This window comes from Variovorax sp. dw_308, from assembly GCF_019207085.1.
In the GTDB taxonomy this organism is placed as follows: Bacteria; Pseudomonadota; Gammaproteobacteria; order Burkholderiales; family Burkholderiaceae_C; genus Variovorax.
The window spans coordinates 703,571-729,899 of the sequence record NZ_JAATOM010000001.1; the positions used below are offsets into that span (position 1 = coordinate 703,571).

Below are 26,329 nucleotides of genomic sequence, written 5' to 3' on the forward strand. Positions count from 1 at the left end.
CTTTTCTACTTTCATGTTCTCGCGATTGATCAAACCGGCGCTGCTGGTGATGGCGGTGTTCGCCCTCGTCTGGGGGCTGGTGTACGTCTACTGGCAGTCGACTGCGCGTATGCCGAGCACGGGCGACGTGGTGGTGTGGCTCCTGGCGGCGCCGCTCGCGTTGGTGATGGCCGTGTGGGGTGTGAGCAAGGCGCGTGCGAGCCTGGCGGGCGACGCAGCGAACCCGGCATCGCAGGCCGCTGCTGCGAAAGGCCAGGGCTCGACGGGTGGTTTCCGTGGCGGCACTGCACCCGGCGGCGGCCAACACAAGACGGATGCCGATGAGGCCCGGTTTTGTCTGAGCGTGTTGGCGTCCAGCCTGCGCACGCCCGGCGGTGCCTCGGTGGAGGAGCTGGCCGCGGCGGTCGCGGAAGGGAAAGGGGCCAAGCCAGACCCCGAGTTGAAGAACGATGCGGGCTTTCCGATCTTCGCTGCGCGCATTGCGGAGCTCGAAGTGGATGATGAACCGCGCGACGAACTGGCCGAGATGCCCCTGTCGATGTCCGCCGGAATCGATGTGTCGATGCTGCCGGATGACCGGCTGCGTGCGATGCAGTCGATGCGCGAGACGCTGGCCGACTTGCTGCCTCGAGCGGACGAAGCCATGCTCGCAGCGGCGCCGCCAACGCCCGCTTCCGACAACAGCACGGCAAGGCAGCGCGACGTCCCCGAAGAGCCGCTGCTACGCATCTCATTGCTGCTGCCGGGCGGGTGGTCGGAGCAGGAGCGCCTGCTTGCAGCCCAATGGTCGCAGCACACCTGCCGCAGCGAAGACCCGACGCACGAATGGACAGTCGACTACGTCCGCAGCGAGGCGGGCACGACGGGCTGGACATTGCTGGACCGCGTCAGCCTCGCGCTGAATCGCGAATCGCAGAAGCCGGCGCTGTGGATCGTGATGGCGAGCGAGTCGGCGATTTCAGATTCGTGCGTTGCCCAGTGGGATGCGCGTGGCTTGTTGTTTTCGACGACACGCCGTAATGGGCTCATGCCGGGTGAGGCCAGCGCAGGCCTGCTGCTGACCGGCGCGAAGGATGTGCGCTTTGCCAGCGCGGACGCGGCGCAGGTCGCGCGGCCCGCGTTCGGGCAGCTCGAATCATCGGCGGACGCCTCGACCGTGTCGCGCGCCACCATGCTCGGCGCGCTCGCGGGGCGATTGGCCGAAGCATCCGCACTGGAAGTCACCGCCATCGAATGGGTGGTGAGCGATGCCGACCATCGTGCATCGCGCGTCACCGAAGTCGCGAAGCTGCTGCAGGACCGCTTGCCGCATGTGAGCTTCGACGAGAACAACCTGTCGACCGGCACCACCTGCGCGCACATGGGCGCGGCGAGCGACTTCGTCGGGCTGGCGCTGGCATGTCATCTCGCGAAGGAGCACCAGACGCACGTGATGGTCGCCTCGGTCTCCGATGCCTTCGCGCGCGGCGCGGTGCTGGTCGGCATGCCCATCCCGCCCGCAGAGAGCGCAGAGAAACCGGTCAGCGCCTGAGCACGTCCTGCGCGGACAGCGGCTCGGCGTTGTTCCCCCAGGCGCCGCGGATGTAGCTCAACACCGCGATCACTTCAGTGTCGTCCAGCGCCTGGCGGAAGGGCGGCATGCCATAGGGGCGCGGGTTGCCTGCGGTCGAAGGCAGGAAGCCGCCGTGCCGCACGATCTGGATCAGGTTGACCGGCGAGTCCATCAGCACGGCGCGATTGCCCGCCAGCGGTGGGTAGGCGCCGGGTGCGCCTTCGCCCTTGTCGCCGTGGCAGTACGCGCAGCGCTGGTCGAAGATTTTCTGGCCGGCGGCGATCACGCCGGGGTCGCGGCGGATCGCCTTCGATGGGGCGGGCGTTGCAGAACCCGTCGGGCTCGGCAGCGCTTTCAGGTACGCAGCCATCGCATGCAGGTCGGCCTCGTTCAAGTGCTGGGTGCTGCGGTAGACCACATCGGCCATCGGTCCCATGACAGAGCCGTGCGTGGACCTTCCCGTCCGCAGCAGCGCGACGATCTGCTCCGCGTCCCATTCGGAAAGACCGGCCTCGCGCGAGGAGGTGAGTGATGGCGCATACCAGTTCTCGACCGGAACCGACCCGCCGGAAAGGCCGCGCTCCTGCTCCGTCGCGCCGAGCACGTTGCGCGCCCCATGGCAGGCGATGCAGTGGGCCAGCCCATCGACCAGGTAGGCGCCGCGGTTCCACTCCGCGGGCTTCGAGGCATCGGCGACGAAGGGCTCGGGCGTGAATGACAGCGCGCGCCACACGGCGAGTGCCAGCTGCGTGTCGTAGGGGAAGCGCAGCCGATGTGCGTCGTTGGGGCGCGGTGATGCGGCCACGCCTTGCTGGAGATACGCGTAGATCGCATCGGAATCTTCTCGCGTGACCTTGGTGAAGTTCGGGTACGGAAACGCCGGGTACAGCAGGCGTCCATCCTTCGACCGGCCGTTGTGCATCGCGCGCCAGAAATGGGCGGCGCTCCAGTCGCCGATGCCGTGCGTCTTGTCGGGCGTGAGGTTGGTGGAATAGACCGAGCCGAACGGCGTGTCGATGGCAACCCCGCCCGCGTACGGTACGCCGCCGCGCGTGGTGTGGCAGCCGGCGCAGTTGCCGGCCAATGCGAGGTAGCGGCCGCGTTCGACCTGTTGTGGCGTGGGGGTGAACGCCACGGCTGGATCGGGCAGCGGGTCTTCGCCGCGAAGGTTCAGCTGCCACACCATGGCAGCAAGCACGGCGAGCAGCAAGAGAAGCGTCAGAAGGATCGATGCAAGGCGTCGCATCACTTCGCCTCCATCCCGCCGCATTTCAACGGCAACGGCGCGGGCAAGGAGGCTGCGGCCTTGGTATTGGCCGGCATCGGTTGCAGTGCGATCCAGCTTGCCACCGCGTTGATGTCGGCGGTCGTCATCTTGCGGCCGATCTCGGCCATGCAATCGGGCGCCAAGGCATGCCGGTCCTGTGTGAGCCACGCGCCGAGTTGTGACGACACATACAGGCGCGGCAGGCCGACCAGCGCGGGGATGGCCGGTTGCACGCCGGTGAGCGTGGCGCCGTGGCATTGCACGCAGGCCGGGATGCCGCGTGTGGCGTCGCCTTCCAGGGCAAGCTGCCGGCCGCGCTTCAAGGTGGCATCGCTGGCGTCGGTGGTCTGCGGGACGGGCGGGTAGGGCAGGTCGAGTCCGGCGAAGTACTCGGCCATCTCGCGCAGGTAGTCGTCCGACAGGTGCCTCACCATCCACACCATGTCGCTGTTGAATCGGCGGCCATCGCGGAAGCTGCGCAACTGGTTGTAGAGGTAGCCGGCCGGCTTGCCCGACAGGCGCGGAAAGTAGCCGGCACCGGTGGTCGCGCCTTCGCGGCCGTGGCAGGCGATGCAGGCGGCCACGCGCTGCGCGATGGTGTCCTCAGGCGCCGCCGCCATCGAGGGAGCCGCCAGGAGCCCACCGAGGAAGAACGCAACAACCCAGCACAAGCGTTTTGACATGGCACGACTGTGACGCGAACCGACCCAAAAGAACAGATGCAGTTTCAGCTTGATCGTGCGTAGCAGATAGAGTCGGGCGACCATGGACGCTACACCGCCGATCAAGCGCTACGAAGCTCTCGCCGCCGATATCGAAGCGTCGATCCGCAGTGGCACGCTGCGGGTTGGCGACCGCATCCCATCGGTCCGGCGCACGGGAGAAAGCCGCGGTGTCAGCGCGTCGACGGTGTTCCAGGCGTACTACCTGCTGGAGGCGCGCGGCCTGATCCGCGCCAGGGACCGGTCGGGCTACTACGTGGCGGAGGGTGGGCCGCGCGCGGCGCCGCCGGAGACGGAACTCACATCGCAGCCCGATGGCGAATCGGTGGCGCTGGATGTAAGCGAGCACGTCTTCAGCATCCTCGAAGCCAGCATGACGCGCGAGGTGGTGCCCTTCGGCTCCGCCTTTCCGAGCCCGCTGCTGTTTCCCTTGCCGCGGCTGGGCCAGATCCTCGCGGCCAGCGCGAAGAAGCTGGACCCATGGAGCACGGTGGACGACCTCACGCCCGGCAGCGCCGCGCTGCGCCGGCAGATCGCACTGCGCTACCTGGCCAACGGCGTCAACGTGCCGGCCGACGAGATCGTCATCACCAATGGCGCGCTGGAGGCGCTCAACCTGTGCCTCGGCGCGGTCACGCAACCCGGCGATTCGGTGATCGTCGAATCGCCGACCTTCTACGCTGCCTTGCAGGCGCTCGAGCGCATGGGCCTGCGGGCGATCGAAGTGCCGACGCATCCGCGCGAAGGCATCGAGCTGGGCGCGCTGGAGCAAGCGCTTGTGCGGCACAAGCCGAGCGCGTGCTGGCTCATGACCACGTTCCAGAATCCGCTCGGCAGCCTCATGCCGGCGGCCAAGAAGAAGGCGCTGGTCGAACTGCTCACACGCCATCAGGTGCCACTGATCGAAGACGATGTCTACGCCGAGCTGTATTTCGGCGACAGGCAACCCGCGCCGGCCAAGGCCTTCGACACCGAAGGCCTGGTGCTGCACTGCTCGTCCTTCTCGAAGAGCCTGGCGCCGGGCTACCGCATCGGCTGGGCGGCGCCGGGGCGTTTCACCCGCAACGTGGCGCGCCGCAAGCTGACGAGCACGCTGAACACCGCGGTGCCGACGCAACTCGCGCTCGCAACCTACCTGGAACGCGGCGGCTTCGACAAGCACCTGCGCAACCTGCGGCAGACGCTGGCAACCCAACAGGCGACTTTCGCGCAGGCGGTCGGCCACTACTTCCCGGAGGGCACGCGCGCGACGCGCCCGCTCGGCGGCTACTTCCTGTGGCTGGAGCTTCCGAAGCATGTCGACGCGCTCGACCTGCATCGACGCGCACTCGCGCAAGGCATCAGCGTGGCGCCGGGCCCGGTCTTCTCGGCCACGCGCGGTTTCGGCAACCACCTGCGCCTCAACTACGGCCACGCATGGGACGCGCGAAGCGAACGCGCGCTGGAGACGCTGGGCCGCCTGGCCGGGTAGGACCGGTTCGCACTGGTGACGAGCGACTCCGTTCGTCGTGTGAACAAGCCCCAGCACGCAGGCGTGCAAGGGCGGCGCTACAGTCGGCCGCATGCGCAAACACCTTTCGACGACCACCGGCCCGCAACGACTGATCTACGGCGGTGCTGTCGGCGTCGTGGTGGGCCTGATCCCGTGGCCGCTGCTGAACGGCATGGGTCGCGGGCTGCTCGGCTGGAGCGTCGGCGTCGCGGTGTACCTGTGCCTGGCGTGGTGGCTGGCTCACACCTTCGATGCGGAGCAGACGCGGCAGCGCGCACAGGAGATGGACCAGCCCAACCTGGTGCTGCTGGTGATCATGCTGACGGCGGTCACCGTCAGCATGGTGGCCATCGCGATGCTGCTGCAGCAGGTCAAGCTGCTCGCGGGGCCGGTGCGCGCCGCGCACATCCTGCTGGCGCTGGTGGCGTTGGCCCTTTCGTGGCTCATGATCCACACCGTCTACGCCTTCCACTACGCGCACAGCTACTACCTGCAGAAGATGAGCCGTGCCAAGGACGACCACGGCCTCGACTTCCCCGGCACTGCGCCGCCCGACTACGCCGACTTCGTCTACTACTCGTACGTGATCGGCATGACCTCGCAGGTGTCGGACGTCCAGATCAACTCGGCGGAGATGCGCCGCATCACGCTGATCCACAGCGTGCTGTCCTTCGGCTTCAACATGCTGGTGCTGGCGCTCAGCATCAACGTGGTTGCCGGCGCCATCCAGTAGCGCCGATCGGCAGCTTCACGATCCCGGTCGACAGCGCCACGCCGCAGACGATCACCGCCGCGCACATCAGCATCCACATCGTGATCGGCTCGTCGAGGAACACCGCCCCGTAGAACACCGCGAACACCGGCACCAGGAAGGTCACGGTCAGTGCGCGCGCCGGCCCGGCCAGGGCGATCAGGCGAAAGAACAGGATGTAGGCCACGCCGGTGCAGAAGATGCCCAGCGCCGTGAGCGCCAGCCATGCATGCAGGCTCGGCATCTGCGTCGGCCAGAGCCAGATGGCCGGCAGGACGAGGAACAGCGTCGCGCCGACCTGGCTGCCGGCGGCCGTCGCCAGCGACGGAATGCCGACGAGGTAGCGCCGCGTGGCGCTGGCCGAGATGCCGTAGCTCAGGCACGCGCCCAGGCAGGCCAGCACGCCGAGGAGTTGCGCGCCGCCCGAGCCCTCTTGGGCACCGGCGTGCGGCGTGGTGCTGTGGCTCGCCAGCAAGGCCACGCCGACGAAGCCGATCACCAGCCCGACCAGCCGCGAGTTGTCCGGCCGGTCGCGGAACCAGGCCCACGCGACCAGCGCGCCGAACATCGGCACCGTGGCGTTGAGCACCGCGGCCAGTCCGCTGCTCAAGGTGAGCAGGGCAAAGCAGAACAGCGCGAAAGGCAGGCCGGAGTTCGCCACGCCGATGAGCAGGATCGGCTTCCAGTGCTGCGCCAGCGCCGCGCCTTGACGCGCGAAGAAGAGGCAGGGCAGCAGGAACAGCGTGGCGATGCCGACGCGCACCGCGGCCGTCGGTAGCGCACCGAACTCCGCCGCGCCGATGCGCATGAAGAGGAAGGACGCACCCCACAGTGCGCCAAGCAGGACGAGGTCGACCAGCCAGCGGCGCGAATGCACGACGGGTTGGCTCACAAGGCGCCCTCCAGCGCCAGCAATGCGCTCTTGCGTTCGAGCGATCCTGCGTAGCCGGTCAGCCCGCCATCGGCGCCCAGGACGCGATGGCACGGCACGATCACGCTGATCGGATTCCGCCCGACCGCCGCGCCGACCGCGCGAACCGCCGTCGGCCTGCCGATGCCCGCGCCCAGCGCGCCGTAGGTGGTGGTCGTGCCGGGCGCGATGGTGCAGAGCGCTTTCCACACGGCCTGCTGGAAGTCGGTGCCGTGCGAGAGGTCGAGCGGCAGGTCGAAGTCCTTTCGACGACCGGCGAAATAGTCGTGCACCTGCAGCGCCGCTTCTCGCAGGACGGGATGGTCGTCATCGGTCTGCCAGCCGCTCATGTCGTGCATGTGCTTCTGGCCGTCGAACCAGAAGCCCGCAAGCCCGGCGTCGGTCGCGGCCAGCGTGATGGTCCCCAGCGGGCTGTCGATGTGGGTGCAGTGGATGGCCGAGGGATGCTTGAATTTCATGATGGTTCTGTTCAGTCGATGGCGCTCGTTGTCGTGCGAGCGGCCGTGATCGTCGATGGATGGGCCTGTGCGTCCGGGGGTGAGGGCGGCGAGTGCCACGCGCGCAGCACCGCGTAACTGCGCCACGGCCGCCAACCCAGCGAGGCTTCGTGCGCCGCCTTGGCGCCGGTCACGCCAAGCGCCTTCTGCAAGGCCACGTCGCCGGCAGGAAAGGCGTCGGGCCAGCGCAGCGCGCGCATGGCGATGTACTGTGCCGTCCAGTCGCCGATGCCGGGCAGGGCTTGCAACGCGGCCAACGTGGCTGGCACGTCGGCGCCGGCATGCAATGCAAGCCGGCCATCGGCCACTTCGCGCGCCAACGCCTGCAGCGCGGCCTGGCGCTGCTTCACGATGCCAAGCTGCCCCAGCGCGTCGCCGCTGGCGGCGGCAATGGCAGCCGGTGTCGGGAACAAGCGGCCCAGTCCCTTGACCGGCGTATCGATGGGCTCGCCGAAAGCCGCGACCAGCCGCGTGCCCATCGTGCGCGCCGCCGCGACGGTGATCTGCTGGCCCAGCACGGCGCGCACTGCGAGTTCGAAGCCGTCGAGCGTGCCGGGTACGCGCAGCCCGTCGCCTTGCGGAAAGTGCGCGTGCAGGGCAGCGTTGATGGCGATTGGGTCGGCGTCCAGGTCGAGCATGCCCCGGACCCGGCTGATGACCACCGGCAGCACCGCCGCCAATGAATCGCTCACCGACAGCAGCACCAGCTCGCGCTCGGCATCGAAACGCAATTGCAGCCAGCCGCCGTGCGTGCGTCCAGCCTGCGAGATGCGCAGCGTCCGCGCGAGGGTGCCAGCGACGACAGTCTCGACTTCGCCCAATGCGCGACGCTCGAAGAAGCCGAGCATGGCCCCGGCGTCATACGGTGGCCGGTAGCCGAGCCGCACCTCGATCGGCCGGCCCTCGCGGCTTCCGCCCGCGCGCCGCAATGCGCTCGGGTTGAGCTTGTAGTGCGCGAGGAATGCCGCGTTGAAGCGTCGCACGCTGGCAAAGCCGCTGGCCAGCGCCACCTGGGTCATCGGCAGCCGCGTGTCGGCGATCAGCTGCTTGGCCGCGAGCAGCCGACGCGTCTGCAGGTACTGCAGCGGCGACACGCCGAACTGCGCCTCGAAGATGCGCCGCAGGTGCCGGTCGCTCACGCCGAGCCGCATGGCGATCTGTGCCGCGCCGGGGCCATCTTCGGCCCATGCATCGGGCTCGTCGATCAAGCGGGCGGCCTGCAACGCGAGGATGCGGGAGGCGTCCTCGGTGGACCAGCTTGCGGCACGCGGCGCCAGTTCGGGCCGGCAGCGCAGGCAGGGCCGAAAGCCCTCGGCCTCGCACTGCGCCGCATGCCGGAAGAACAGGCAGTTCTCGCGCCGCGGCAGTTTCACGCGGCACACCGGCCGGCAGTAGATGCCGGTAGATGTCACAGCCGTGAAAAATGTCCCGTCGAAGCGTGCATCGTGCGTCTTCATCGCAAGGTAGCAGGCATCGCTCTCCAGGGTGGGCGCGGAAAGGTTCGACATAGGGGAATCATACGGCTCTCCCACTCTGGGAATAGCCGTTTCCGGACATCATCCCCGCAAACCTCCGGCCTACAATGCCGTTCGCTTTTTTCAGACCAGCCAGGGACTCCTTCATGCAACTCAGCGCTACGATTTTCAAGGCCTATGACATCCGTGGGGTCGTGCCCAGCACGCTCGACGTGGACGTGGCCGAAGCCCTTGGCCGTGCCTTCGGCAGCGCGGCGCGCGCAGCCGGCGAGAAGGCTGTGGCCGTGGGCCGCGATGGCCGCCTGTCGGGCCCTTCCTTGAGCGCCGCACTCATCCGCGGCCTGGTGGCCACCGGCGTCGAGGTGATCGACGTCGGCGCCGTCACCACGCCCATCCTCTACTTCGCCGCGCACACGCTCTGCACCAGCGGCATCCAGGTCACGGGCAGCCACAACCCGAAGGACTACAACGGCTTCAAGATGATCCTCGCCGGCCGTGCCATCTACGGCGACGAGATCCAGGGCCTGCGCCGCACGATGGAAGCCGGCAGCGCCACGCTGGCGCCGGGCGGCAGCGTGCGCGAAGTCGATGTGCTGCCGGCCTATGTGCAGCGCATCGTCGGCGACATCAAGCTCGCGCGGCCGATGAAGATCGTGGTCGATTCGGGCAACGGCATCGCAGGTGCATCGGCGCCGGCCATCTTCCGTGCGCTCGGCTGCGAAGTGACCGAGCTTTTCAGCGAAGTCGACGGCAACTTCCCCAACCACCACCCGGACCCGAGCAAGCCCGAGAACCTGCGTGACCTGATGGCCGCGTTGAAGGCCGGAGATGCCGAACTGGGGCTGGCCTTCGATGGCGATGGCGACCGCCTCGGCATCGTCACCAAGGACGGCCAGAACATCTTCCCCGATCGCCAGATGCAGCTGTTCGCGCAGGACGTGCTCTCGCGCGTGCCGGGCGGCACCATCATCTACGACGTGAAGTGCTCGCAGCGCCTCGGCCCGGCCATCGAAGCGGCCGGCGGCGTGGCCATGATCTTCAAGACCGGCCATTCGCTCATCAAGGCGAAGATGAAGGAAGTCGACTCGCCGCTCGGTGGCGAGATGAGCGGCCACATTTTCTTCAAGGAGCGCTGGTTCGGCTTCGACGATGGCACCTACGCGGGTTGCCGCCTGCTGGAGATCCTCAGCAAGAGCCCCGATGCGAACGTCGTGCTCAACGGCCTGCCGACCAGCTTCTCGACGCCCGAACTCAACGTGGCCTGTGCCGAAGGCGAGCCGCATGGCCTGGTCGATACGCTGGTGAGCACTGCACGCTTCGACGCACCCGCGAAGGTCTCGACCATCGACGGCTTGCGCGTCGACTGGCCCGATGGCTTCGGCCTGATCCGTGCGTCCAACACCACGCCGGTGCTGGTGATGCGCTTCGAGGGCCAGACCGATGCAGCGCTGCATCGCATCCAGGACACGATGCTGACCTTGCTCAAGACCGTCAAGCCCGACGCCAAGCTGGCCGAAGCTGCCCACTGATCGCGGCGAACAAGAGAAAAAGAATCACGTGCGTTCGTTGTCCCTGCGCCTTTATGGCGTTGTTACCAGGCTGATCCAGCCATTGCTGCGCCGCAAGCTGCGCCGTCGCGCCGTGGCCGAACCCGGCTATGGGGTCGCGGTGGAGGAACGCTTCGGCCACTACCCCACCACGCCTGGCGGCACCGACTGGTGCTGGATCCATGCGGTCTCGCTCGGCGAGGCGCGCGCAGCGGGCATCCTGATCGAGGAACTGCGGCGGCAGGCGCCCGGCATTCGCCTGCTGTTGACACATGGCACCGCCACGGGCCGCGAGGAGGGCGCCAAGCTGCTGCAGCCGGGCGATGTCCAGGTCTGGCAGCCCTGGGACACGCCCGCGGCGGTGGCGCGCTTCCTGGACCGCTTCTCGCCCCGCATCGGCGTGTTGATGGAGACCGAGGTCTGGCCCGAGATGACGGCCGCCTGCGCCGAGCGCGGCATCCCGCTGGTGCTGGCCAATGCGCGGCTCAATGCCAAGTCGCTGGCGTCAGCCGAGCGCCTGGGCTGGCTGGCGCGGCCGGCCTATTCGTCGCTCAGGGCGGTGTGGGCGCAGACCGAGGCCGACTCGCATCGGCTGGTGTCGCTGGGCGCCAAGGTGTCGGGCATCTTCGGCAACATGAAGTTCGATGCCGCGCCTGAACCGCGCCAGCTCGCCACAGCGGCCAGCCTGCGGGCCACGCTGCCCAAGCCGGTCATCGTGTTCGCCAGTTCGCGCGACGGTGAGGAGCAGCAACTGCTCGAGGTGCTGAAGCGCTTTGGCGCCGCCGCGCCGGTGCCGGTTGCGCACACGGCCATCAATTCCATCGCCAAGCGCGTACACGACGTGCAATGGATGATCGTGCCGCGGCATCCGCAGCGCTTCAACGAAGTGGCTGCGCTGGTCGAGGCGAATGGCTTTGCGGTGGCGCGCCGCAGCGCGGTGGACCAGGACCAGGGCGATGCGGAAATCTGGCTTGGCGACTCGCTCGGCGAGATGGCGCTGTACTACGGCCTGGCCCATGTCGCATTGCTCGGCGGCAGCTTCGAGCCGCTCGGCGGGCAGAACCTGATCGAGGCGGCTGCCTGCGGTTGCCCGGTCGTGATGGGCCCGTCGACCTTCAACTTCGCCGAGGCGGCGGAACTGTCGCTGGCGGCCGGTGCATCGCTGCGCGTCAACGACATGGAGCAGGCCGTGAAGGCCGCGCTGGCGCTGGTGGGCAACCCTGCGCGCCATGCGGCGATGGTGGAGGCCGCGCAGGCGTTCTCATCCTCCAATCGCGGCGCCGCGCAGCGCACTGCCCAGGCCGTGCTGGCCATCGCCGAGCCGACCGGGCCGTAGCTACCGCTTCTCGCAGCCCAGCTTCTCGAAGTCGCTGCGGCTCGAATAGCGGAGGCGGGGGTAGTACTGCCGAGCACCGCCTGCTCCTCGTTCAGCTTGCGGGTCGCGAAGATGCTGCGCGGCCGGAACTCCGGCGAAGGCATCATCTGCCGCCACACGACGTAGCCGCCCTGCTGGGTCCCATGCCACGCGGGAGCAGGACTCTTTTGCTTTCCCGGATGAATGACTGGCCTGCACGGCGCCCAGCGGCTGGCTACCGCAGGCGCGGAGGATCACCGAAGACCTCCCTGGCCCATTCATCGAAGGCATGGGCGTCGGTGACGCCACTGCGGCCCCACCAGCGGCCGAACGCCGTGAGATCGGCGATGCTGGCGCCGGTGGCCTGGTGAAAGATCAGGACGATCTGGATCGAGTGGGTACCCTCCCGGTACAACTGGTTCGCGAGCTCCGAGGCCCTGCGCCCGCCGCGCAGTTGCTCGCGGACGAAGGCCGTCTTCGCGGGGTAGTGTCGATCCTTTGAACGATGCGGGCGCATTGCGATGTCCCCGCACTGGATTGGATCCGCGAATCAGCGGCGCATCAACCTGTCCGCCACGGCACGGAAAGCCGGGAGCATCACCGGATCGCTGACGCCGTTGGCGGCCTGCGGCGCCGAGGCGAATCTCGCGATCACCATCTCCGCTTTCGGATCGATGTAGATGGTCTGGCCGTGCACGCCGCGCGCGGCGAAGACGCCGTGGTCGTCGTGCGAGATCCACCACATGTCGCGGTAGCTCCAGCCCGGCAGCGTGGCGTAGCCGGCGCGCGCGAAGACTGCGCGGTCGCCGCCATTGCGGATGTCGTCGACGACCGCCTTGGGGATGATCGCCTGGCCATTGAACTTGCCGTCCTTGCGCATCATCTCGCCGAAGCGCGCCATGTCGCGTGCGGTCAGGATCAGGCCGCCCCCGGCGAATTCGTTGCCGGCCGAATCGACCGCGATCATGGCGTCGCGCTCGGTGCCGAGCCTGCTCCAGATGCGCTCCGAGAGCAGTTCGCCCACGGTCTTGTTGGTCGCACGGCGAATCAGCCAGCCCATCACGTCGGTGTTGACGGTCTGGTAGCGGAAGGCGCCCGCGGCCTCGGGATCCTTCTGCACGGTCTTGGCGAAATCGTAGAAGTTCTGCGGCCCGGTGTAGCCGGCGGGGCGTGGCAGCACGCTGCCGGCGCGCACGTAGGTCCAGATCTCGGCGTTCGGGTCGGCATAGTTCTCGGAGAACTTGATGCCGGTGGTCATGTCCATGACCTGCCGCACGGTGACGTCGCCGAAGCCGGAGTCCTTCAGCTCGGGGATGTACTGCGTGACCATCGCGCCGGGGTCGAGCTTGCCTTCGTTGACGAGCATCTCGCCCAGCGTCCCGAAGAACGACTTGGTGACCGACATCGCGATGTGGCGCGTGTGCGGCGTCATCGCGCCGGCGTATTTCTCGTAGACGATGCGGCCCTTGTGCAGCACGACGATGGCATCGGTGTAGTTGGCCGCGAGCGCCTGCTCGAAGGTCATCGTGGCGCCGCCGTTCGCGGGCTGGAAGCTCAGGCCGGCGATGTCCTTGCGCTCGGCGCGCGGCAGCGCGGCCACCTTGCCATCGCCCCGCCAGACATCGGACGAGGGGATCAACTGGTTCCAGTGCGCGAACGACCAGCGCGTCTGCGGGAACTTGTAGAAGCTGCCGTCGACCCAGCGCACGGTCTTGTCGGCAGCCGGTGGCGAACCCTGCATCCAGCCCATCGCAACGGGGTCGCTGGCGGCGGGATCGGGTGCGGCTGCCGGTGCCTGCGCCATCGCGGCGCCGGCAAACAGCAGCGCAATGGCGGCGGAAATGGTCTTGATGGTCTGGATCTTGTTCATGTTGTCTTCTCCCGGTCGAGCCGAGGTTCCGCGCGTTTCAGGATTTGCGCAACAGGAACTTCTGCAGCTTGCCGGTGGGCGTGCGCGGCAGCGTGGCGGCGAAGACCCACTCGCGCGGGATCTTGTACTTTGCGAGCTTGTCGGCCAGGTATTCGCGCAACGATTCGGGACTCGGGTTGCAACCCTTGGCCACCACGATGTGCGCAACCACGGTTTCGCCCCATTCGGGATGCGGCGCGCCGATGACGGCGACGTCGGCAATCTCGGAGTGCGCGCTGAGCACGTCCTCGATCTCCTTGGAGTACACGTTCTCGCCGCCGGTGACGATCATGTCCTTCATGCGGTCGACGATGAAGAGGTAGCCGTCCTCGTCGACGCGTGCGATGTCGCCGCTCTTGTACCAACCGTCGTTGGAGAAGGCCTTGCGCGTGGCTTCGGGATCGTCGAGGTAGCCCTGCATTGCGGACTCGGTGCGCAGCCAGATCTCCCCGGTTTCGCCGCGCCTGGCGTCGGCCCCATCCTCGCGCACCACGCGCATGTCCACCGCGGGGCCTGCCGCGGCGCCGATCGAGGCGGCCTTGGCGACCTGCTCGTTCGGGTACAGGGTCGTGCCGACCGGGCCGGCTTCCGTCATGCCGTAGACCTGGAAGAAGGTCTCGCTGCGATAGGCCACGGCCAGCTTGCGTGCCAGTTCGGCGCCGATCGGGCCGCCGCCATAGATCCAGGCGCGCACGCTGGACAGGTCGAAGTCGGCGAAGTTCGGTACCACCTGCAGCGGCACGGAGTAGGCGACGGGTGCGCCGAAGAAAAGGGTGACGCGCTCGTCCTGCACCGTCTGCAGGAACTTGAGCGGGTGGTATTCGCGCATCATCACCACGGTGCCGCCCATGTAGAGCGTGCCGTTCAGCCAGTTGTTCAGCGGCGAGGCGTGCCAGATCGGCATGGCCAGCAGTGTGCGCTCGTCGCGCGTGATCGACAAACCGAGCGCCGCGTTGATGGCCGTCAGCACCACGTTGCGATGGCTGTGCACGCAGCCCTTGGGCCGGCCGGTGGTGCCCGAGGTGTAGAGGATCTCGGCCATCGAGTTTTCATCGGCGACTTCGTTGGCCAGCGGCGTCGACGGCGCGGCGGCGCAGAGGGCGTCGAAGTCCTGCAGGCCGTCGATGGGCGAGTCGGTGCTGAGGCAGGTGGCGGCGTCCGCCAGCGTCTTCAGCACCGGTGCCAGCGCGCCGTCGCCGATGCACACGCGCGACTTGCTGTGCTCGAGGATGTAGCGCACTTCTGGCGCCTGCAGCTTGTGGTTGACCGGCACCAGCGTGGCACCCAGTCGCCAGGCGCCCAGCATCGCGTAGACGAAGCCGGTCGTGTTGAAGCACATCAGCGCCACGCGGTCGCCGCGCTGCACGCCGAGGCCGGCCAGCGCATGCGCGGCCTGGCGCGAGCGCGACTGCACCTCGGCATAGGTGATGCTCCTGCCGGCCACGCGCAGGCAGGCCTTGTCCGGCGTCTTGTGGACGTTGGTGTCGAAGATGGAAATCAGGTTCATGTTCTTTGTACCGGACGATGGGCTCGGAAGGTGTGAAGATTCCGTAGCGAGGGCGCCGAGCTCGGGTTGAGGACCGGAACCGCACTCTCGTGCGGTGAGGACCGCAGACCCGAGATCGGTGGCCGCAGTAGGAAGATTCACACCTTCTCAGGCGGGAAGCGCGCGCTCCAGCAATGCCGCGACGTCGATCTGGCGCGTGTCGATGGCGCCCACCACGCGGCCCCACTGGGGATCGAGTCGAGTGGCGATGAAGGCATCGGACACGAAGGCCGGCGACACCTTGCACAACAGCGTGGCCTGCGCGACCAGCACCAGGCGTTGCGTGAACTGCCGGCCCAGCGCTTCGAGCTGCTCTGGCGGCTGCTGCAGCATCTCCCCGAGGGCATGCAACTCGTCGAGCAGGCGGGCGTCGCCATTCGCATTGCCCGCCAGCTCGTGCAGCAGGGCGTGCGCGCCTTCGGGGTCGCGGGCGATGGCGCGCATCACGTCCAGGCACATCACGTTGCCCGAGCCTTCCCAGATCGAGTTGACCGGCGCTTCGCGGAACATGCGGGCCATCGGGCCGTTGTCGACGTAGCCGTTGCCGCCGAAGACTTCCATCGCCTCGCCGGAAATCTCGACCGCGCGCTTGCAGATCCAGAACTTGGCGGCGGGCGTCATCACGCGCTTCCAGACGCGCTGGGCCGGGTCGTCGCCGAACTCGAAGGCCTGCGCCAGGCGCATCGCCAGCACCAGGCCGGCTTCGCTCTCCAGCGCCAGGTCGGACAGCACGCCGCGCATCAGCGGCTGCTCGACCAGCAGCTTGCCGAATGCCTTGCGCTTGCGCGCATAGCCGATGGCCTGCGCCGTGGCCTGGCGCAGGAAGCCCGCGCTGCCAACCACGCAGTTCAGCCGCGTGTAGGTGGCCATCTCGATGATGGTCGGGATGCCGCGGCCTTCCTCGCCCATCAGGAAGCCGAGGGCGTCCTGGAACTCGACTTCGCTGCTGGAGTTGCTGCGGTTGCCGACCTTTTCCTTCAGGCGCTGGATCTGAACCGGGTTCTTGGTGCCGTCGGGCTTCCAGCGCGGCACGAAGAAGCAGGAATGGCCGCCCTCCTGCGTGCGCGCCACCACGAGGTGGGCGTCGCTCATCGGCACCGAGAAGAACCACTTGTGGCCGCGGATCAGGTATTCGCCGCCACGACCGCCCGCGCCAATGGGCGTGGCGGTGGTGGTGTTGGCGCGCACGTCGGAGCCACCCTGTTTCTCGGTCATGCCCATGCCGATCCAGACCGACTTCTTCTGGTCCATCGGGATGTCGCGCGCATCGTATTCGTTGTTCATGAGCTTGGCGCCGTACTTCGCCCACAGCGCCGGCTCCTTCTGCAGCACGGGGATGGCGGCCTGCGTCATCGTGGCCGGGCACAGCACGCCGGCCTCGACCTGGCCCTGCAGGTAGAAGCCCGCCGCCCAGGCGGCCCAGCGGCCTTGCTGCTGCATGTCGCGGAAGGGCAGGGAGATGAAGCCCTCGCGTCGATAGCCTTCCATCAGCTGATGCCAGCTCGGATGGAAGGTCACGGTGTCGATGCGGCGGCCGCGTGCGTCGAAGGCCTCGAACTCGGGCTTGTACTTGTTGGCGTCGGCGCCCAGCTTCCAGGTCTCGGCCTTGCCCAGCGTGTCGCCGAAGCTGGTCATCTGCGGCGCGGCCCAGTCGGCGCCGGCGCGTGCGAGTGCTTCGCGCAGGGGCGCGTCGGTCGCGAACAGGTTGTAGTCGGTCAGTTCGTCGAACTGGTTGCTGATCTCGTGGGTTTGCCAGGCCATGTCGCCTCCTTGAATGGGATGGCCAGAAGTCTAGGGAAAAAGAGGCCGCAGGATGTTCAGGTTTGCCGCCGCCGGCGCACCGATGGCTGGCGCGCGATCTCCGGGACGCGGCACGGGACAAGGCACGTTTTTGACGCGGTCTTTGAGCCCGGCCGCGGTGGCACCTTGTTCAGGTTTTGCGCGATTCGCCCTGCGCTGGAACGTGGGCCAGGTAGGCGTGCAAAGCGGTCCGCGCCTGGCGCTCCAGCGCCTCCAGGTCGGCCTTCTTGTCCGAGCGGATGTGGGTGGTGGCGAACAGCTCGTACATGATGGCTTGGCTCACCAATGCGGCCTCCTGACTGGGGAAGCCGGCCGGCAGCCCCGCGCCCACCTCGAATGCGTGCACCCATTCATCGATGAACTGCTGGTACATCTTGCGGTAGGCCTCGGGTCCGGACAAGTGCCGCTCGAGCACGAAGTGCACGCCCCATTCCTGCGGCCGTTTGCGAACCGCCGCCAGTTGCGACTCCAGCACCGCGTCGACGATGTCGGGCAGGGGCTGCCCGGCATGCGCGTTCACGGCGTCGCGCATGGCCTGCAACAGGGCCTTGGTCCGCAGGTGGATGCAGGTACGGGCCAGTTCGTCCTTGCTGGCGAAGTACTGGTAGAAGCTGCCCAGGCCGGTGCCGGCCAGCGCGACGATCTCGCGGATCGTCACGCGGGCGTAGTCACGCTCGACGAGGAGCTGAACAAAGGCTTCCTGCAAGGCGCGCGAAGTCTCCTTCGAGCGCGACTGGAGCGGCTTCCTTCGCTTGGGTGAGGCAAGGGGTTGCGAACGGGATTTCATGGCAAGCGAATATGAACATCTGGCACCGATGTTGTGTCTAGAATTTTTCCATCCTTTTTGGCGCACGCTTCGGCGACCCGATCCTTCACATGACCAACACCCCAGCCTTGACCGATGTCCACGCAGTCTACGCACGGGAGGGCGACACCTGGTTGCCCACCGAACTCTCGCGCGGGCCGTGGGACCCGCGTGCCCAGCATGGCGGCGCACCCTGCGCACTGCTCGCGCACGTGGCGGAAAGCGCAGCGCCAGAAGGCGATTGGCGCCTTTCGCGCATGAGCGTGGAACTGGTCAAGCCGGTGCCCGTGGCGCCGCTGCGCACGCAGCACAGCGTGCAGGCCGCACGCTCGACGGCGCGCGTCACGATCGACCTGCTCGCCGGCGATGTGCTGGTCGCAAGCGCCCATGCCCTGCTGCTGCGCGGCGAGCGGATCGCATTGCCCGCCGACCTGCCGCACAGCGGATCGCCGGCACAGCTGGAGCGCCTGCCTGCCGAGTGCAGCGAACGCGTGCGCATCCCGGGCTTGCCCGAAGGGACCTCGTTCTACCGCACGGCCATGGAAACCCGTGTGGCCCAGGGCGACCCGTCGCAGCCCGGCGCCGCCGGCGCCTGGTTCAGGCTCGCGGCGCCCCTGGTGCAAGGCGTGCCGACATCACCCGCCATGCGCGCGGCCGCCGCGGCGGACTTCGGCAACGGCCTGAGTTGGGTGCTGCCCTTCGACCGCTACCTGTTCACCAACGCCGACCTCAGCCTGCACCTGTACCGCGAGCCCGTCGGGGAGTGGGTCGGGCTCCTGTCGGAGACGCAGGTGGACGGCGGGGGCGCGGGCATGGTCACCTCGCGCCTCTATGACGAGCACGGGCCCATCGGCATCGCGGTGCAGACGCTGGTGCTGCGCGAACGCGCGGCCGCGTAGACGCCCCGGGACTTCAGCGCGTCGGCGGGTTGAGGATGACCGGCGGCGGAGGCGGCACCGGCATCACCGGCGCCGGCGGATTGAACGGCTGCTGCGGCACCAGGGGCGTCGCGCCGGGAATCGAGTTCGACGGCACGGGCACCGGGCTGATCGTCGCGGCCGAAGGCACGGTGGGCGACGCGGCGGCCGCCGCGCTGCCGGCTTGCGCCAGCGTGGCATTGATCGGCTGCAGGTCTGCCGGCGCCAGCGTGCCGCTGGCCTGGCGCAGCTTCAGGTTGCCCAGCAGCACGCCATAGCGCGCCAGCGCCAGGTCGCGCTTGGTCTGGTAGAGCTGGCTCTGCGAATTGAGCACGTCGATGTTGATGCGTACGCCGACCTGGTAGCCCAGCCGGTTGGCATCGAGCGCGCTCTGGCTCGATGCCTCGGCCGCTTCCAGCGCCTTGACCTGGCCCGCGCCCGAGACCAGGCTCAGGTAGACCGAGCGCGTGTTCTGGTTGACGGTCCGGCGCGTCGAATCCAGGATCGAGCGCGACTGGTCTTCCAGAGCCAGCGTTTCCTTGATGCGGTTCTCGGTCGCGAAGCCGGCGAACAGCGGCATGTTGAACACCACGCCGATGTTGCCCGCGTTGATGCGCGACTTGCCCAGCGCCGTGGAGGTGCCCTGCGGATTGTTGGTGACGTTGTAGCCGGCCTGCACGTCGAGCGTGGGCTTGTGGCCGGCCTCGGCCTTCTTCACTTCGAGCCCCGACACGTCGACGCCGAGCTTTGCCTGCAGGATCGCCGGATGGATCGCCTCGGCCTGCGACACCCATACATTGACGTCCGCCGGCAGCAAGGCGGGCAGGGTGACGGGTGCGGCCAGCGGTGTCGGGTTGGTGCCGATCCGGCCGACCAGTTCGTCGAGCGCGATCTTCTTGATCTGCAGGTCGTTCTCGGCCGCGATCTCCTGGGCGACGACCAGGTCGAAGCGGGCCTGGGCTTCGCGCGTGTCGGTGATGGTCGCGGTGCCGACCTCGAAGTTCCGCTTGGCCGATGCCAGTTGTTCCGCCGTGGCCGCCTTCTGGGCGCGCACCAGCGCCAGCGTGTCCTGGCTGGCGAGCACGTCGAAGTAGCCTTGACTCACCCGCACGATGAGGTCTTGCTCGGCCCCGGTCAGCACCGCCTGCGCGATGTCGGCCTGGAGCTTGCCTTGCTCGTAGGTTGCCCAGTTGGCGGGGCGGTACAGCGGCTGCGTGGCATTGACGCCGCCGGCCTGCGTGTTGATCTTGCGCGAGATGTCGCCCTGCGGCGTGTCGACCGCAATGTTGGAGTGCACGGCGCTGCCCGACAGGCCCACCGCCGGCAGGATGCCCGCCTTGGCCTGCGCGGCCCGCGCGATGCTGGCGTCGTACTGCGAGAGCGCTGCCTTGTAGGTGGCGTCGTAGCCACGCGCGGCGTCGTAGAGTTCGATCAGGCTCTGGCCATGAGCCGGCAATGAAAGCGCCACAAGCAATGCGGCAGGGAGTGGAAGCAGCCGGGGCCAGAGGGGCATCAAGGGTCCTGAAAGAGTTCTAGTAGCGGGGGACAGTGGGATCGTGTTGAAGCGACCATGCATTGATGCCACCAGCCACATTGGCCAGCGCATCGAATCCGTTCTGGGCCAGGAACATCGCCACGCGCTGGCTGCGCGCGCCGTGGTGGCACAGGCAGGCCACGCGCTGGGCCGGATCGAGTTCGGACAGGCGTCCCGGAATCTCGTTCATCGGAATGGTCAGCAGCGTGAAGCCGGAGGGCGTGACGCTGGCGGTCTGCCGTTCCCAGGGTTCGCGCACGTCCAGCAGCACCGGCGCCGCGGTCGCGTCGGCGGCGAACCAGGCGGCCAGGTCGGCGGGGGCGACTTGATCGATCATCGGATGCTCAGAACGCGAAGCGCGAGGGCTCGGGGAAGTTCAGCAGGCGCGGCGCCACCGTGTCCCAGGGCTGGGCGGTGCTCCATTGGCCCTCGCCGGTGCGCGTGACGAAGTGCATGCGCATCATCGGTTCCTCGCCGACGATCGCGGCGAGGCGGCCGCCGATCTTCAGCGAGCCCAGCAGGTTCTGCGGGATCTTCGCGACGGAGCCGCTCAGCACGATCACGTCGAAGGTGGGACCGCTGGGCAGCGGCTTGGAGCCATCGGCCACGCGCACCTCGACGTTGCTCACGCCGTTGCGGCGCAACGTCTCGGCGGCAGTCGCGGCGATCTTGGGGTTGATCTCCAGCGTCAGCACGCTGGCGGCGCAGTTGGCCAGCAGGGCGGCCATGAAGCCGGAGCCGGTGCCGATCTCCAGCACGGTCTCGTGCTTCTGCACCTTCAGGTCGTTGAGCGTGCGGGCCTCGATCTTGGGCGCCAGCATGATCTCGCCGGGTACGCTGCCGTCGCCGAGCGGCAGTTCCATGTCGAAGAAGGACAGGGTGCGGTGCGCCTCGGGCGTGTAGTCCTCGCGGTGGATCTCGTTGAGCAGCGCGAGCACGGCCGGATCGTGCACATCCCAGGGGCGGATCTGCTGCTCGATCATGTTGAAGCGCAGGTTTTCAAGCGTGGGGTTGGCGTGGGGGTTCATGGTCTTTCTCGGGTCGGGTCAGGACAAGCCGTGAATTTTAGGTGTGCTGTCCACCGGCGCGGCCGGCGTTCCCTGCCATTTGCGCCGCGCCCAGTTGGCCAGGTCGTCCATGTAGCAGTACACCACCGGCACCACCACCAGCGTCAGCAGCGACGATGTGATCACGCCGCCGATCACGGCCTGGCCCATCGGCGCGCGTTGCTCGGCGCCTTCGCTGAGCGCAAAGGCCAGCGGCACCATGCCGAAGATCATCGCCAGCGTGGTCATCAGGATGGGCCGCAGCCGCACGCGGGCCGCGAGCAGCAGGGCGTCGGCCCGGTCCAGGCCCGGCACGGTGCTGCCGTCATCCGCCAGGTGCGGCTCGCGCGAGCGGATGGCGAAGTCCACCAGCAGGATCGCGTTCTTCGTCACGAGCCCCATCAGCATCACCACGCCGATGATCGAGAACATCGATAGCGTCGAATGGAACATCAGCAAGGCCAGCACCACGCCGATGAGGGTGAGCGGCAGCGCGGTCATCAGCGCCATCGGCTGCAGGAAGCTCTTGAACTGGCTGGCCAGGATCATGTAGATGAAGATGATGGCCAGCGCCAGCGCCGACACCGCGTAGCCGAAGGACTCCTGCATGTTCTTGGTCGAGCCGCTGAACTGGTAGCCGTAGCCCGGCGGGAAGGCGATGCCGTCGAGCGCGGTGCGGATGTCGGCCGAGACTTCGCCGGCGGAGCGGATGTCGTTGTTGGCGTTGATCGAGACTTCGCGGGCCAGGGCGCGGCGGTTGATCTGGTTCGGGCCGGTCGATTCGCGCACGTCGGCCACCTGCTGCAGGCGCACGATGCGGCTGCTGCCGTCGGCATTGGCGCCCATGGTGGTGCTGACGAAGGGCAGGCGGGCCAGGTCGCCCGGCGTGTTGCGCACCTCGGGGGCGAGGCGCACGTTCACGTCATAGGTCTGGTCGTCGGGCGCGCGCCAGGTGCCCACCGTGGTGCCGGCTACCAGCGTGCGCAGGGCATTCGCGATGGACGCCACGCCCAGGCCCAGGTCCGATGCCGCGTCGCGCTTGACCACCACGCTCACCGTGGGCTTGTCGGGCTTGAGGCTGGAGTCGAGGTCGACCAGGCCGGGGATGGTGCGGATGCGCTCGGTCACGAGCTTGGTGAGGCGCTCGAGTTCCTGCAGGTCCGGCCCCTGCAGCGAGAACTCGATGGGCTTGTTGCCGCCCACCGAGTCGCGCAGGCCGACGTGCGTGACCGTGATACCGGGCACCGTGCGCAGCTTCTCGCGCAGCACGGCGGACATCTGGTCGACGCTGCGGCTGCGCGCCTTGCGGTCGACCAGCCGCACGTAGATGCTTGCGTAGATCTTGCCCTGCGCGTCTCCGGTGTTGATGGTGGTGAGCGTGTAGCGCACCTCGGGCATGTCGTGCAGGATGGTGTCGACCTGCTTCGCCTTCGCCTCCGTGACTTCCAGCGAGGAGCCGACCGGCGTGTAGAAGTTGATGGCCGTCTCGGAGAAATCCGCCTTGGGCACGAACTCGGTGCCCAGCAGCGGCACCATGAAGATGCTGCCGACGAAGATGCCCACCGCGGCGAACACCGTGGCCAGCTTGTGCTTGAGCGACCAGCGCAGGATCGCCTGGTAGCCCTCGGCCAGCTTCTCCGTCACATCGTCGAACCAGCCGGTCACGCGGCCGATGGTCTTGTCGTAGAAGGTGACGGGTGGGCCGCGCTTCTTGCCGTGCTTGTCGATGGCCGGGTCGTGCCACAGGCTGGACAGCATCGGGTCCAGCGTAAAGCTCACGAACATCGAGATCATCACCGCCGCCACGATGGTGATGCCGAACTCGTGGAAGAACTTGCCGATGATCCCGCCCATGAAGCCGATCGGCATGAACACCGCGGCGATCGAGAGTGTGGTGGCCAGCACCGCGAGGCCGATCTCCTGCGTGCCGTCGAGCGCGGCCTTGTACGGCGCCTTGCCCATCTGCACATGCCGCACGATGTTCTCGCGCACCACGATGGCATCGTCGATCAGCAGGCCCACGCACAGCGACAGCGCCATCAGCGTGATCATGTTGATCGTGAAGCCGAACATCTGCATGAACCAGAAGGTGCCGATCAAGGCGATGGGCAGGGTGAGCCCGGTGATGACCGTCGAGCGCCACGAGTTCAGGAACAGGAACACGATCAGCACCGTGAGCAGCGCGCCTTCGATCAGCGTTTGCCGCACGTTCTGCACCGCCACGCGGATCGAGCGGGACGCGTCGCCGATGGGCTCCAGCGTCACGCCCGGCGGCAGTTGCGGCTTGATGTCGGCGATGGCCTTGACCAGCCCGTCGACCACGTCGATGGTGTTCTCGTCCTGCGCCTTCTGCACGGAGAGCAACAGCGTGCGCTGGCCGTTGTAGAGGGCGAGGGTGTCGATCTCCTGTGCGCCATCGGAGACGCGCGCGACCTGGTCGACGCGGATCGGCGCGCCCGACTTGCGGGCCACGATGATCTTGCCGAAATCCTCCGGCCGCTCCATGCGCGCGTCGATCTGCACCACGCGGTCCTGTTCGAGCGAGCGCACCGCGCCCACGGGCAGCGCCTGGTTCTCGTTGTGCACCGCATTCACCACCTGGTCGGCGGTCACGCCGAGTGACTCCATCGCGCCGGGGTTCAGGTAGAGGTTGATCTCGCGCTTGGTGCCGCCCACGAGCGTGACCGAGCCGACGCCGCGCACGTTCTCCAGGCGCTTCTTCAGCACCTGGTCGGCCCAGTTGGTGAGCTCGATCGCGCTCGGAGGGCGCTTGGCTTCCGGATCGGGCAGCACCGCCACCGACCACACGGCGCGCGAGGCCGGGTCGAAGCGTAGAACGCGCGGGTCCTTCACCTCGTCGCGGAACAGCGGCCGCACACCGGCCACCTTCTCGCGCACGTCGTCGGCGGCCTTGCGCCCATCGACATACAACTGGAATTCGATGATGACAACCGACTGGCCCTCGTAGCTGCGCGAGGTGAGGTTGTTGATGCCGGCGATCGAGTTGACGCCTTCCTCGATCTTCTTGGTGACTTCGCTCTCGACGATCTCGGGCGAGGCGCCGGGGTAGTCGGTGATGACCACGACCACCGGGAAGTCGATGTTCGGGAACTGGTCGATCTGCAGGCGCTGGTAGGAGAAGACGCCCAGCACCACCAGCGCCAGCATCAGCATCGTGGCGAAGACAGGGTTGCGCAGGCTGACGCGAGTGAACCACATGGCCGGGCGCGCCGATCAGGGCGCCGGGCGCGCGGCGCCCGATGCGACGCGGGCCGCGGTCGCGGGCGATGCAGCGGGCGACACGGCAGCCGCCACAGGCGCCGCCACAGCCTCCGCCAGCTTCACGCGCGTACCTTCGCGCAGCGGGCCGACGGTTCCGGCCACCACCAGTGCACCGTCTTCCACGCCGGTGACGGCCACCAGCGTCTGGCCGTCGACCTGGCCGCGCAGTCCGGTCTGCACCTGCCGGTAGGCGATGCGGCCGTCGACCACGGTCTGCACATAGGGCGCGGGCTTGTCGATGCGAACGGCGGTGAGCGGCAACGCCAGCGCCGTGGTGCGGCCCACGTCGATCGTGCCCTGCGCGAACAGCCCCTGGCGGAAGCCGTCGTTGCTGTCCAGGCGGAGGTAGACGAGCACGCTGCGGCTGCCCGCCTGCGCGCTCGGATTCACGCGCACCACGCTCGCGCCGACCTTGCGCTCGGCCGAGGCCGTGCTCGCCATGCCGGCGGTGCTGCCCTCGATCTGCAGGGAAGCACGCTGGCCGACGCGCACCGACACCGAGTCGGCCGCCGACAAGGTCGCCTCGACTTCGATGCGACTCAAGTCCACCACTTCGAGCACGCGGCCGTCGATGGCCACACGCTCGCCGGGTTGCGCCAGCCGCGCCGCAACCTGCCCGGAGATCGGGCTCTTGAGCACCGTGTCGTTGAGCGACTTGCGCGCCACGTCGACCGCGGCCAATGCGGCCCGGTGCGTGGACTGCGCCGCGTTGAGGGTCGATTGCGAGGTGTCGAGCGCATTGCGCGAGATGAAGCCCTGCTCGACCAGCGCCTTGTTGTTGTCGAGCGTGCGCTGCGCCATCTCGGTCTGCGCGCGGGCCGAGTCGGCCTGCTCCTGCGCCTGCTGGACGCGGAAGTTGTATTCGACAGGGTCGATGCGCGCGACGACCTGCCCGGCGGAGACGGAGTCGCCCTCGCGCAGCGTGAGGCCGATCAACTCGCCGGCCACGCGCGCCTTGACCACGGCCGAGTCGACCGCGCGCAGCGTGCCGGAGACCGGCAGCGTCTGCATGAGTTCGCGCTGAGTCGCGCGCATAGTTTCCGCGGGCGTCAACACCACTTCGGTCTCGGCCGGTTGCGCGGCGCTGGCGATGGCCGCCTGCTGGGCCTTGCGCGCGGAGAGTGCGCGCAGCACGCCTGCGCAGATCAGCGCCAGCACCAGCGCGCCGATCAGCCAGCGCAACCACGTCCTTTTCATGCGGCACTCCTGGAGGAGGGCGCGCAAAGGCCGTTCAGGAGCGTCTCGGCTTGGAGGGCGATGTACTTGTCGGCGTCGAGTTCGATGCTCGGCGCCATGCAGATGTTGCTGGAATGTTTGGACAGCATGAGAAAGATCATGGGGGCGACGATGGTGTAAATCGCCATGTCGATATCGATCGGCTTGAATTCGCCGCGCTCGACGCCGCGCCGGAACATGCGGCGAAGCAGTTCGTGGCCGGGCATGACCACCTCGGCCTGGTAGAAGGCCGCTAGCTCCGGAAAGTTGCTGCCCTCGCTCATCATGAGCTTGGTGATGCCCGAGATCCGGGTCGCGCCAATGCGTTGCCACCAGCTGCGCATCACGTGGCGCAGCATGTCGGGCGTGCTGCCCTCGAAGGCCTCGAACTCCTTGTTCCAGTCGGCGAAGTTGCCCGACAGGTTTTCGCGGACGACGGCCTTGAAGAGTTCTTCCTTGCTGGGGAAGTAGAGGAACAGCGTGCCCTTGGAAACGCCGGCCCGCGCTGCCACTTCCTCGGAGCGTGTGGCGGCGAAGCCTTTCTCTACGAAGAGGTCGAGCGCCGCATCCAGCAGTTCGCCGGGGCGGGCTTCCTTGCGGCGCTCGCGCTTGGCGCTGACGGTGCGCAGCTTGTCGGCAAGGAAGCTCTGGGACGGCATGAGGGAGTTAATGACTGACGGGTTAGTA

Annotated in this window: 22 protein-coding genes; 6 read left to right on the top strand and 16 right to left on the bottom strand. The window is 67.9% G+C overall.

Features of this window, described 5'->3' with window-relative positions; all coding sequences use genetic code 11:
* The first annotated feature begins 13 nt into the window (after nucleotides 1-13).
* Nucleotides 14-1,531 carry a hypothetical protein gene (locus HCU76_RS03070; RefSeq protein WP_213957022.1) on the top strand — a complete coding sequence of 506 codons (1,518 nt, stop codon included), beginning with the start codon at nucleotides 14-16 and terminating at the stop codon, nucleotides 1,529-1,531.
* Here HCU76_RS03070 and HCU76_RS03075 read toward each other — a convergent pair.
* Complete coding sequence (locus HCU76_RS03075) at nucleotides 1,521-2,798, bottom strand: cytochrome c (RefSeq protein ID WP_213957021.1); 1,278 nt, start codon at nucleotides 2,796-2,798, stop codon at nucleotides 1,521-1,523. The two genes, HCU76_RS03070 and HCU76_RS03075, sit on opposite strands and share 11 nt — an antisense overlap.
* Nucleotides 2,798-3,502 (bottom strand): c-type cytochrome, encoded by a 705-nt coding sequence (locus tag HCU76_RS03080; protein ID WP_213957020.1) that lies wholly within the window; start codon nucleotides 3,500-3,502, stop codon nucleotides 2,798-2,800. The genes HCU76_RS03075 and HCU76_RS03080 overlap by 1 nt, the downstream gene beginning before the upstream one ends.
* A 100-nt stretch (nucleotides 3,503-3,602) precedes the next feature.
* On the opposite strand from HCU76_RS03080, the gene HCU76_RS03085 reads away from it, so the two are divergent.
* Nucleotides 3,603-5,012 carry a PLP-dependent aminotransferase family protein gene (locus HCU76_RS03085; protein ID WP_213957147.1) on the top strand — a complete coding sequence of 470 codons (1,410 nt, stop codon included), beginning with the start codon at nucleotides 3,603-3,605 and terminating at the stop codon, nucleotides 5,010-5,012.
* Between the two features lie 91 nt (nucleotides 5,013-5,103).
* Nucleotides 5,104-5,766, top strand: a complete 663-nt coding sequence (locus tag HCU76_RS03090; protein ID WP_213957019.1) for a DUF1345 domain-containing protein — start codon at nucleotides 5,104-5,106, stop codon at nucleotides 5,764-5,766.
* On the opposite strand, the gene HCU76_RS03095 is transcribed toward HCU76_RS03090, so the two are convergent.
* The 3 genes from HCU76_RS03095 to HCU76_RS03105 are packed head-to-tail and all read right to left on the bottom strand — an operon-like array spanning nucleotide 5,738 to nucleotide 8,720.
* Entirely contained in the window at nucleotides 5,738-6,676 is a 939-nt protein-coding gene (locus HCU76_RS03095; protein WP_345944721.1) for a DMT family transporter, read from the bottom strand. The genes HCU76_RS03090 and HCU76_RS03095 overlap by 29 nt on opposite strands.
* Nucleotides 6,673-7,173: a methylated-DNA--[protein]-cysteine S-methyltransferase gene (locus HCU76_RS03100; RefSeq protein WP_213957018.1), complete on the bottom strand. Its 501-nt coding sequence runs from the start codon at nucleotides 7,171-7,173 to the stop codon at nucleotides 6,673-6,675. Before HCU76_RS03100 ends, HCU76_RS03095 begins: the two co-directional genes overlap by 4 nt.
* An 11-nt stretch (nucleotides 7,174-7,184) precedes the next feature.
* Complete coding sequence (locus HCU76_RS03105) at nucleotides 7,185-8,720, bottom strand: DNA-3-methyladenine glycosylase 2 family protein (protein ID WP_218508429.1); 1,536 nt, start codon at nucleotides 8,718-8,720, stop codon at nucleotides 7,185-7,187.
* Nucleotides 8,721-8,833: 113 nt separating this feature from the next.
* Between HCU76_RS03105 and HCU76_RS03110 the strand changes: the two genes are divergently transcribed.
* Together HCU76_RS03110 and HCU76_RS03115 are read left to right on the top strand one after the other, a co-directional pair.
* Complete coding sequence (locus HCU76_RS03110; protein WP_213957016.1) at nucleotides 8,834-10,216, top strand: phosphomannomutase/phosphoglucomutase; 1,383 nt, start codon at nucleotides 8,834-8,836, stop codon at nucleotides 10,214-10,216.
* Nucleotides 10,217-10,244: 28 nt separating this feature from the next.
* Complete coding sequence (locus tag HCU76_RS03115) at nucleotides 10,245-11,570, top strand: 3-deoxy-D-manno-octulosonic acid transferase (RefSeq protein WP_213957015.1); 1,326 nt, start codon at nucleotides 10,245-10,247, stop codon at nucleotides 11,568-11,570.
* Between the two features lie 253 nt (nucleotides 11,571-11,823).
* Here HCU76_RS03115 and HCU76_RS03120 read toward each other — a convergent pair whose 3' ends face one another.
* The 5 genes from HCU76_RS03120 to HCU76_RS03140 form a co-directional block, all read right to left on the bottom strand.
* Complete coding sequence (locus HCU76_RS03120) at nucleotides 11,824-12,105, bottom strand: hypothetical protein (RefSeq protein WP_218508430.1); 282 nt, start codon at nucleotides 12,103-12,105, stop codon at nucleotides 11,824-11,826.
* Nucleotides 12,106-12,138: 33 nt separating this feature from the next.
* A complete protein-coding gene (locus HCU76_RS03125; RefSeq protein WP_213957013.1) occupies nucleotides 12,139-13,458 on the bottom strand; it encodes a serine hydrolase in 1,320 nt (439 codons plus the stop codon).
* Nucleotides 13,459-13,495: 37 nt separating this feature from the next.
* On the bottom strand, nucleotides 13,496-15,004 hold the full coding sequence (locus tag HCU76_RS03130; RefSeq protein ID WP_213957012.1) for a class I adenylate-forming enzyme family protein: 1,509 nt from the start codon (nucleotides 15,002-15,004) through the stop codon (nucleotides 13,496-13,498).
* A gap of 147 nt (nucleotides 15,005-15,151) precedes the next feature.
* The gene (locus tag HCU76_RS03135) at nucleotides 15,152-16,804 is read right to left on the bottom strand and encodes an isovaleryl-CoA dehydrogenase (RefSeq protein WP_213957011.1); all 1,653 of its coding nucleotides are present in this window, start codon (nucleotides 16,802-16,804) and stop codon (nucleotides 15,152-15,154) included.
* A 169-nt stretch (nucleotides 16,805-16,973) separates the two neighbouring features.
* Nucleotides 16,974-17,630 (bottom strand): TetR/AcrR family transcriptional regulator, encoded by a 657-nt coding sequence (locus tag HCU76_RS03140; protein ID WP_213957010.1) that lies wholly within the window; start codon nucleotides 17,628-17,630, stop codon nucleotides 16,974-16,976.
* 89 nt (nucleotides 17,631-17,719) lie between these two features.
* Here HCU76_RS03140 and HCU76_RS03145 point away from each other — a divergent pair, with 89 nt between their 5' ends.
* Complete coding sequence (locus HCU76_RS03145) at nucleotides 17,720-18,547, top strand: thioesterase family protein (RefSeq protein ID WP_213957009.1); 828 nt, start codon at nucleotides 17,720-17,722, stop codon at nucleotides 18,545-18,547.
* Between the two features lie 13 nt (nucleotides 18,548-18,560).
* Here the strand turns inward: HCU76_RS03145 and HCU76_RS03150 are convergent, their stop codons facing one another.
* From HCU76_RS03150 to HCU76_RS03175, 6 genes are read right to left on the bottom strand one after another with little or no spacing between them, the layout of a single operon-like run.
* Nucleotides 18,561-20,078: a TolC family outer membrane protein gene (locus HCU76_RS03150; protein WP_218508431.1), complete on the bottom strand. Its 1,518-nt coding sequence runs from the start codon at nucleotides 20,076-20,078 to the stop codon at nucleotides 18,561-18,563.
* 19 nt (nucleotides 20,079-20,097) lie between these two features.
* Nucleotides 20,098-20,436 (bottom strand): rhodanese-like domain-containing protein, encoded by a 339-nt coding sequence (locus tag HCU76_RS03155; protein WP_218508432.1) that lies wholly within the window; start codon nucleotides 20,434-20,436, stop codon nucleotides 20,098-20,100.
* Between the two features lie 7 nt (nucleotides 20,437-20,443).
* Nucleotides 20,444-21,127, bottom strand: coding sequence for a protein-L-isoaspartate O-methyltransferase (locus tag HCU76_RS03160; RefSeq protein WP_218508433.1), 684 nt, complete (start codon nucleotides 21,125-21,127; stop codon nucleotides 20,444-20,446).
* Nucleotides 21,128-21,145: 18 nt separating this feature from the next.
* A complete protein-coding gene (locus HCU76_RS03165; RefSeq protein ID WP_218508434.1) occupies nucleotides 21,146-24,364 on the bottom strand; it encodes an efflux RND transporter permease subunit in 3,219 nt (1,072 codons plus the stop codon).
* A gap of 15 nt (nucleotides 24,365-24,379) precedes the next feature.
* Nucleotides 24,380-25,624: an efflux RND transporter periplasmic adaptor subunit gene (locus HCU76_RS03170; RefSeq protein WP_218508435.1), complete on the bottom strand. Its 1,245-nt coding sequence runs from the start codon at nucleotides 25,622-25,624 to the stop codon at nucleotides 24,380-24,382.
* Entirely contained in the window at nucleotides 25,621-26,301 is a 681-nt protein-coding gene (locus tag HCU76_RS03175; protein WP_213957145.1) for a TetR/AcrR family transcriptional regulator, read from the bottom strand. The genes HCU76_RS03170 and HCU76_RS03175 overlap by 4 nt, the downstream gene beginning before the upstream one ends.
* Nucleotides 26,302-26,329: the final 28 nt, after the last annotated feature.

Bases quoted from the DNA above. Each gene is read 5' to 3' on its own strand.
- HCU76_RS03080 (WP_213957020.1), bottom strand. From the start codon at position 3,502: ATGTCAAAACGCTTGTGCTGGGTTGTTGCGTTCTTCCTCGGTGGGCTC.
- HCU76_RS03110 (WP_213957016.1), top strand. From the start codon at position 8,834: ATGCAACTCAGCGCTACGATTTTCAAGGCCTATGACATCCGTGGGGTC.
- HCU76_RS03100 (WP_213957018.1), bottom strand. From the start codon at position 7,173: ATGAAATTCAAGCATCCCTCGGCCATCCACTGCACCCACATCGACAGC.
- HCU76_RS03170 (WP_218508435.1), bottom strand. From the start codon at position 25,624: ATGAAAAGGACGTGGTTGCGCTGGCTGATCGGCGCGCTGGTGCTGGCG.
- HCU76_RS03160 (WP_218508433.1), bottom strand. From the start codon at position 21,127: ATGAACCCCCACGCCAACCCCACGCTTGAAAACCTGCGCTTCAACATG.
- HCU76_RS03075 (WP_213957021.1), bottom strand. From the start codon at position 2,798: ATGCGACGCCTTGCATCGATCCTTCTGACGCTTCTCTTGCTGCTCGCC.
- HCU76_RS03155 (WP_218508432.1), bottom strand. From the start codon at position 20,436: ATGATCGATCAAGTCGCCCCCGCCGACCTGGCCGCCTGGTTCGCCGCC.
- HCU76_RS03070 (WP_213957022.1), top strand. From the start codon at position 14: ATGTTCTCGCGATTGATCAAACCGGCGCTGCTGGTGATGGCGGTGTTC.
- HCU76_RS03150 (WP_218508431.1), bottom strand. From the start codon at position 20,078: ATGCCCCTCTGGCCCCGGCTGCTTCCACTCCCTGCCGCATTGCTTGTG.
- HCU76_RS03130 (WP_213957012.1), bottom strand. From the start codon at position 15,004: ATGAACCTGATTTCCATCTTCGACACCAACGTCCACAAGACGCCGGAC.
- HCU76_RS03105 (WP_218508429.1), bottom strand. From the start codon at position 8,720: ATGTCGAACCTTTCCGCGCCCACCCTGGAGAGCGATGCCTGCTACCTT.
- HCU76_RS03140 (WP_213957010.1), bottom strand. From the start codon at position 17,630: ATGAAATCCCGTTCGCAACCCCTTGCCTCACCCAAGCGAAGGAAGCCG.
- HCU76_RS03125 (WP_213957013.1), bottom strand. From the start codon at position 13,458: ATGAACAAGATCCAGACCATCAAGACCATTTCCGCCGCCATTGCGCTG.
- HCU76_RS03175 (WP_213957145.1), bottom strand. From the start codon at position 26,301: ATGCCGTCCCAGAGCTTCCTTGCCGACAAGCTGCGCACCGTCAGCGCC.
- HCU76_RS03135 (WP_213957011.1), bottom strand. From the start codon at position 16,804: ATGGCCTGGCAAACCCACGAGATCAGCAACCAGTTCGACGAACTGACC.
- HCU76_RS03145 (WP_213957009.1), top strand. From the start codon at position 17,720: ATGACCAACACCCCAGCCTTGACCGATGTCCACGCAGTCTACGCACGG.
- HCU76_RS03165 (WP_218508434.1), bottom strand. From the start codon at position 24,364: ATGTGGTTCACTCGCGTCAGCCTGCGCAACCCTGTCTTCGCCACGATG.
- HCU76_RS03120 (WP_218508430.1), bottom strand. From the start codon at position 12,105: ATGCGCCCGCATCGTTCAAAGGATCGACACTACCCCGCGAAGACGGCC.
- HCU76_RS03090 (WP_213957019.1), top strand. From the start codon at position 5,104: ATGCGCAAACACCTTTCGACGACCACCGGCCCGCAACGACTGATCTAC.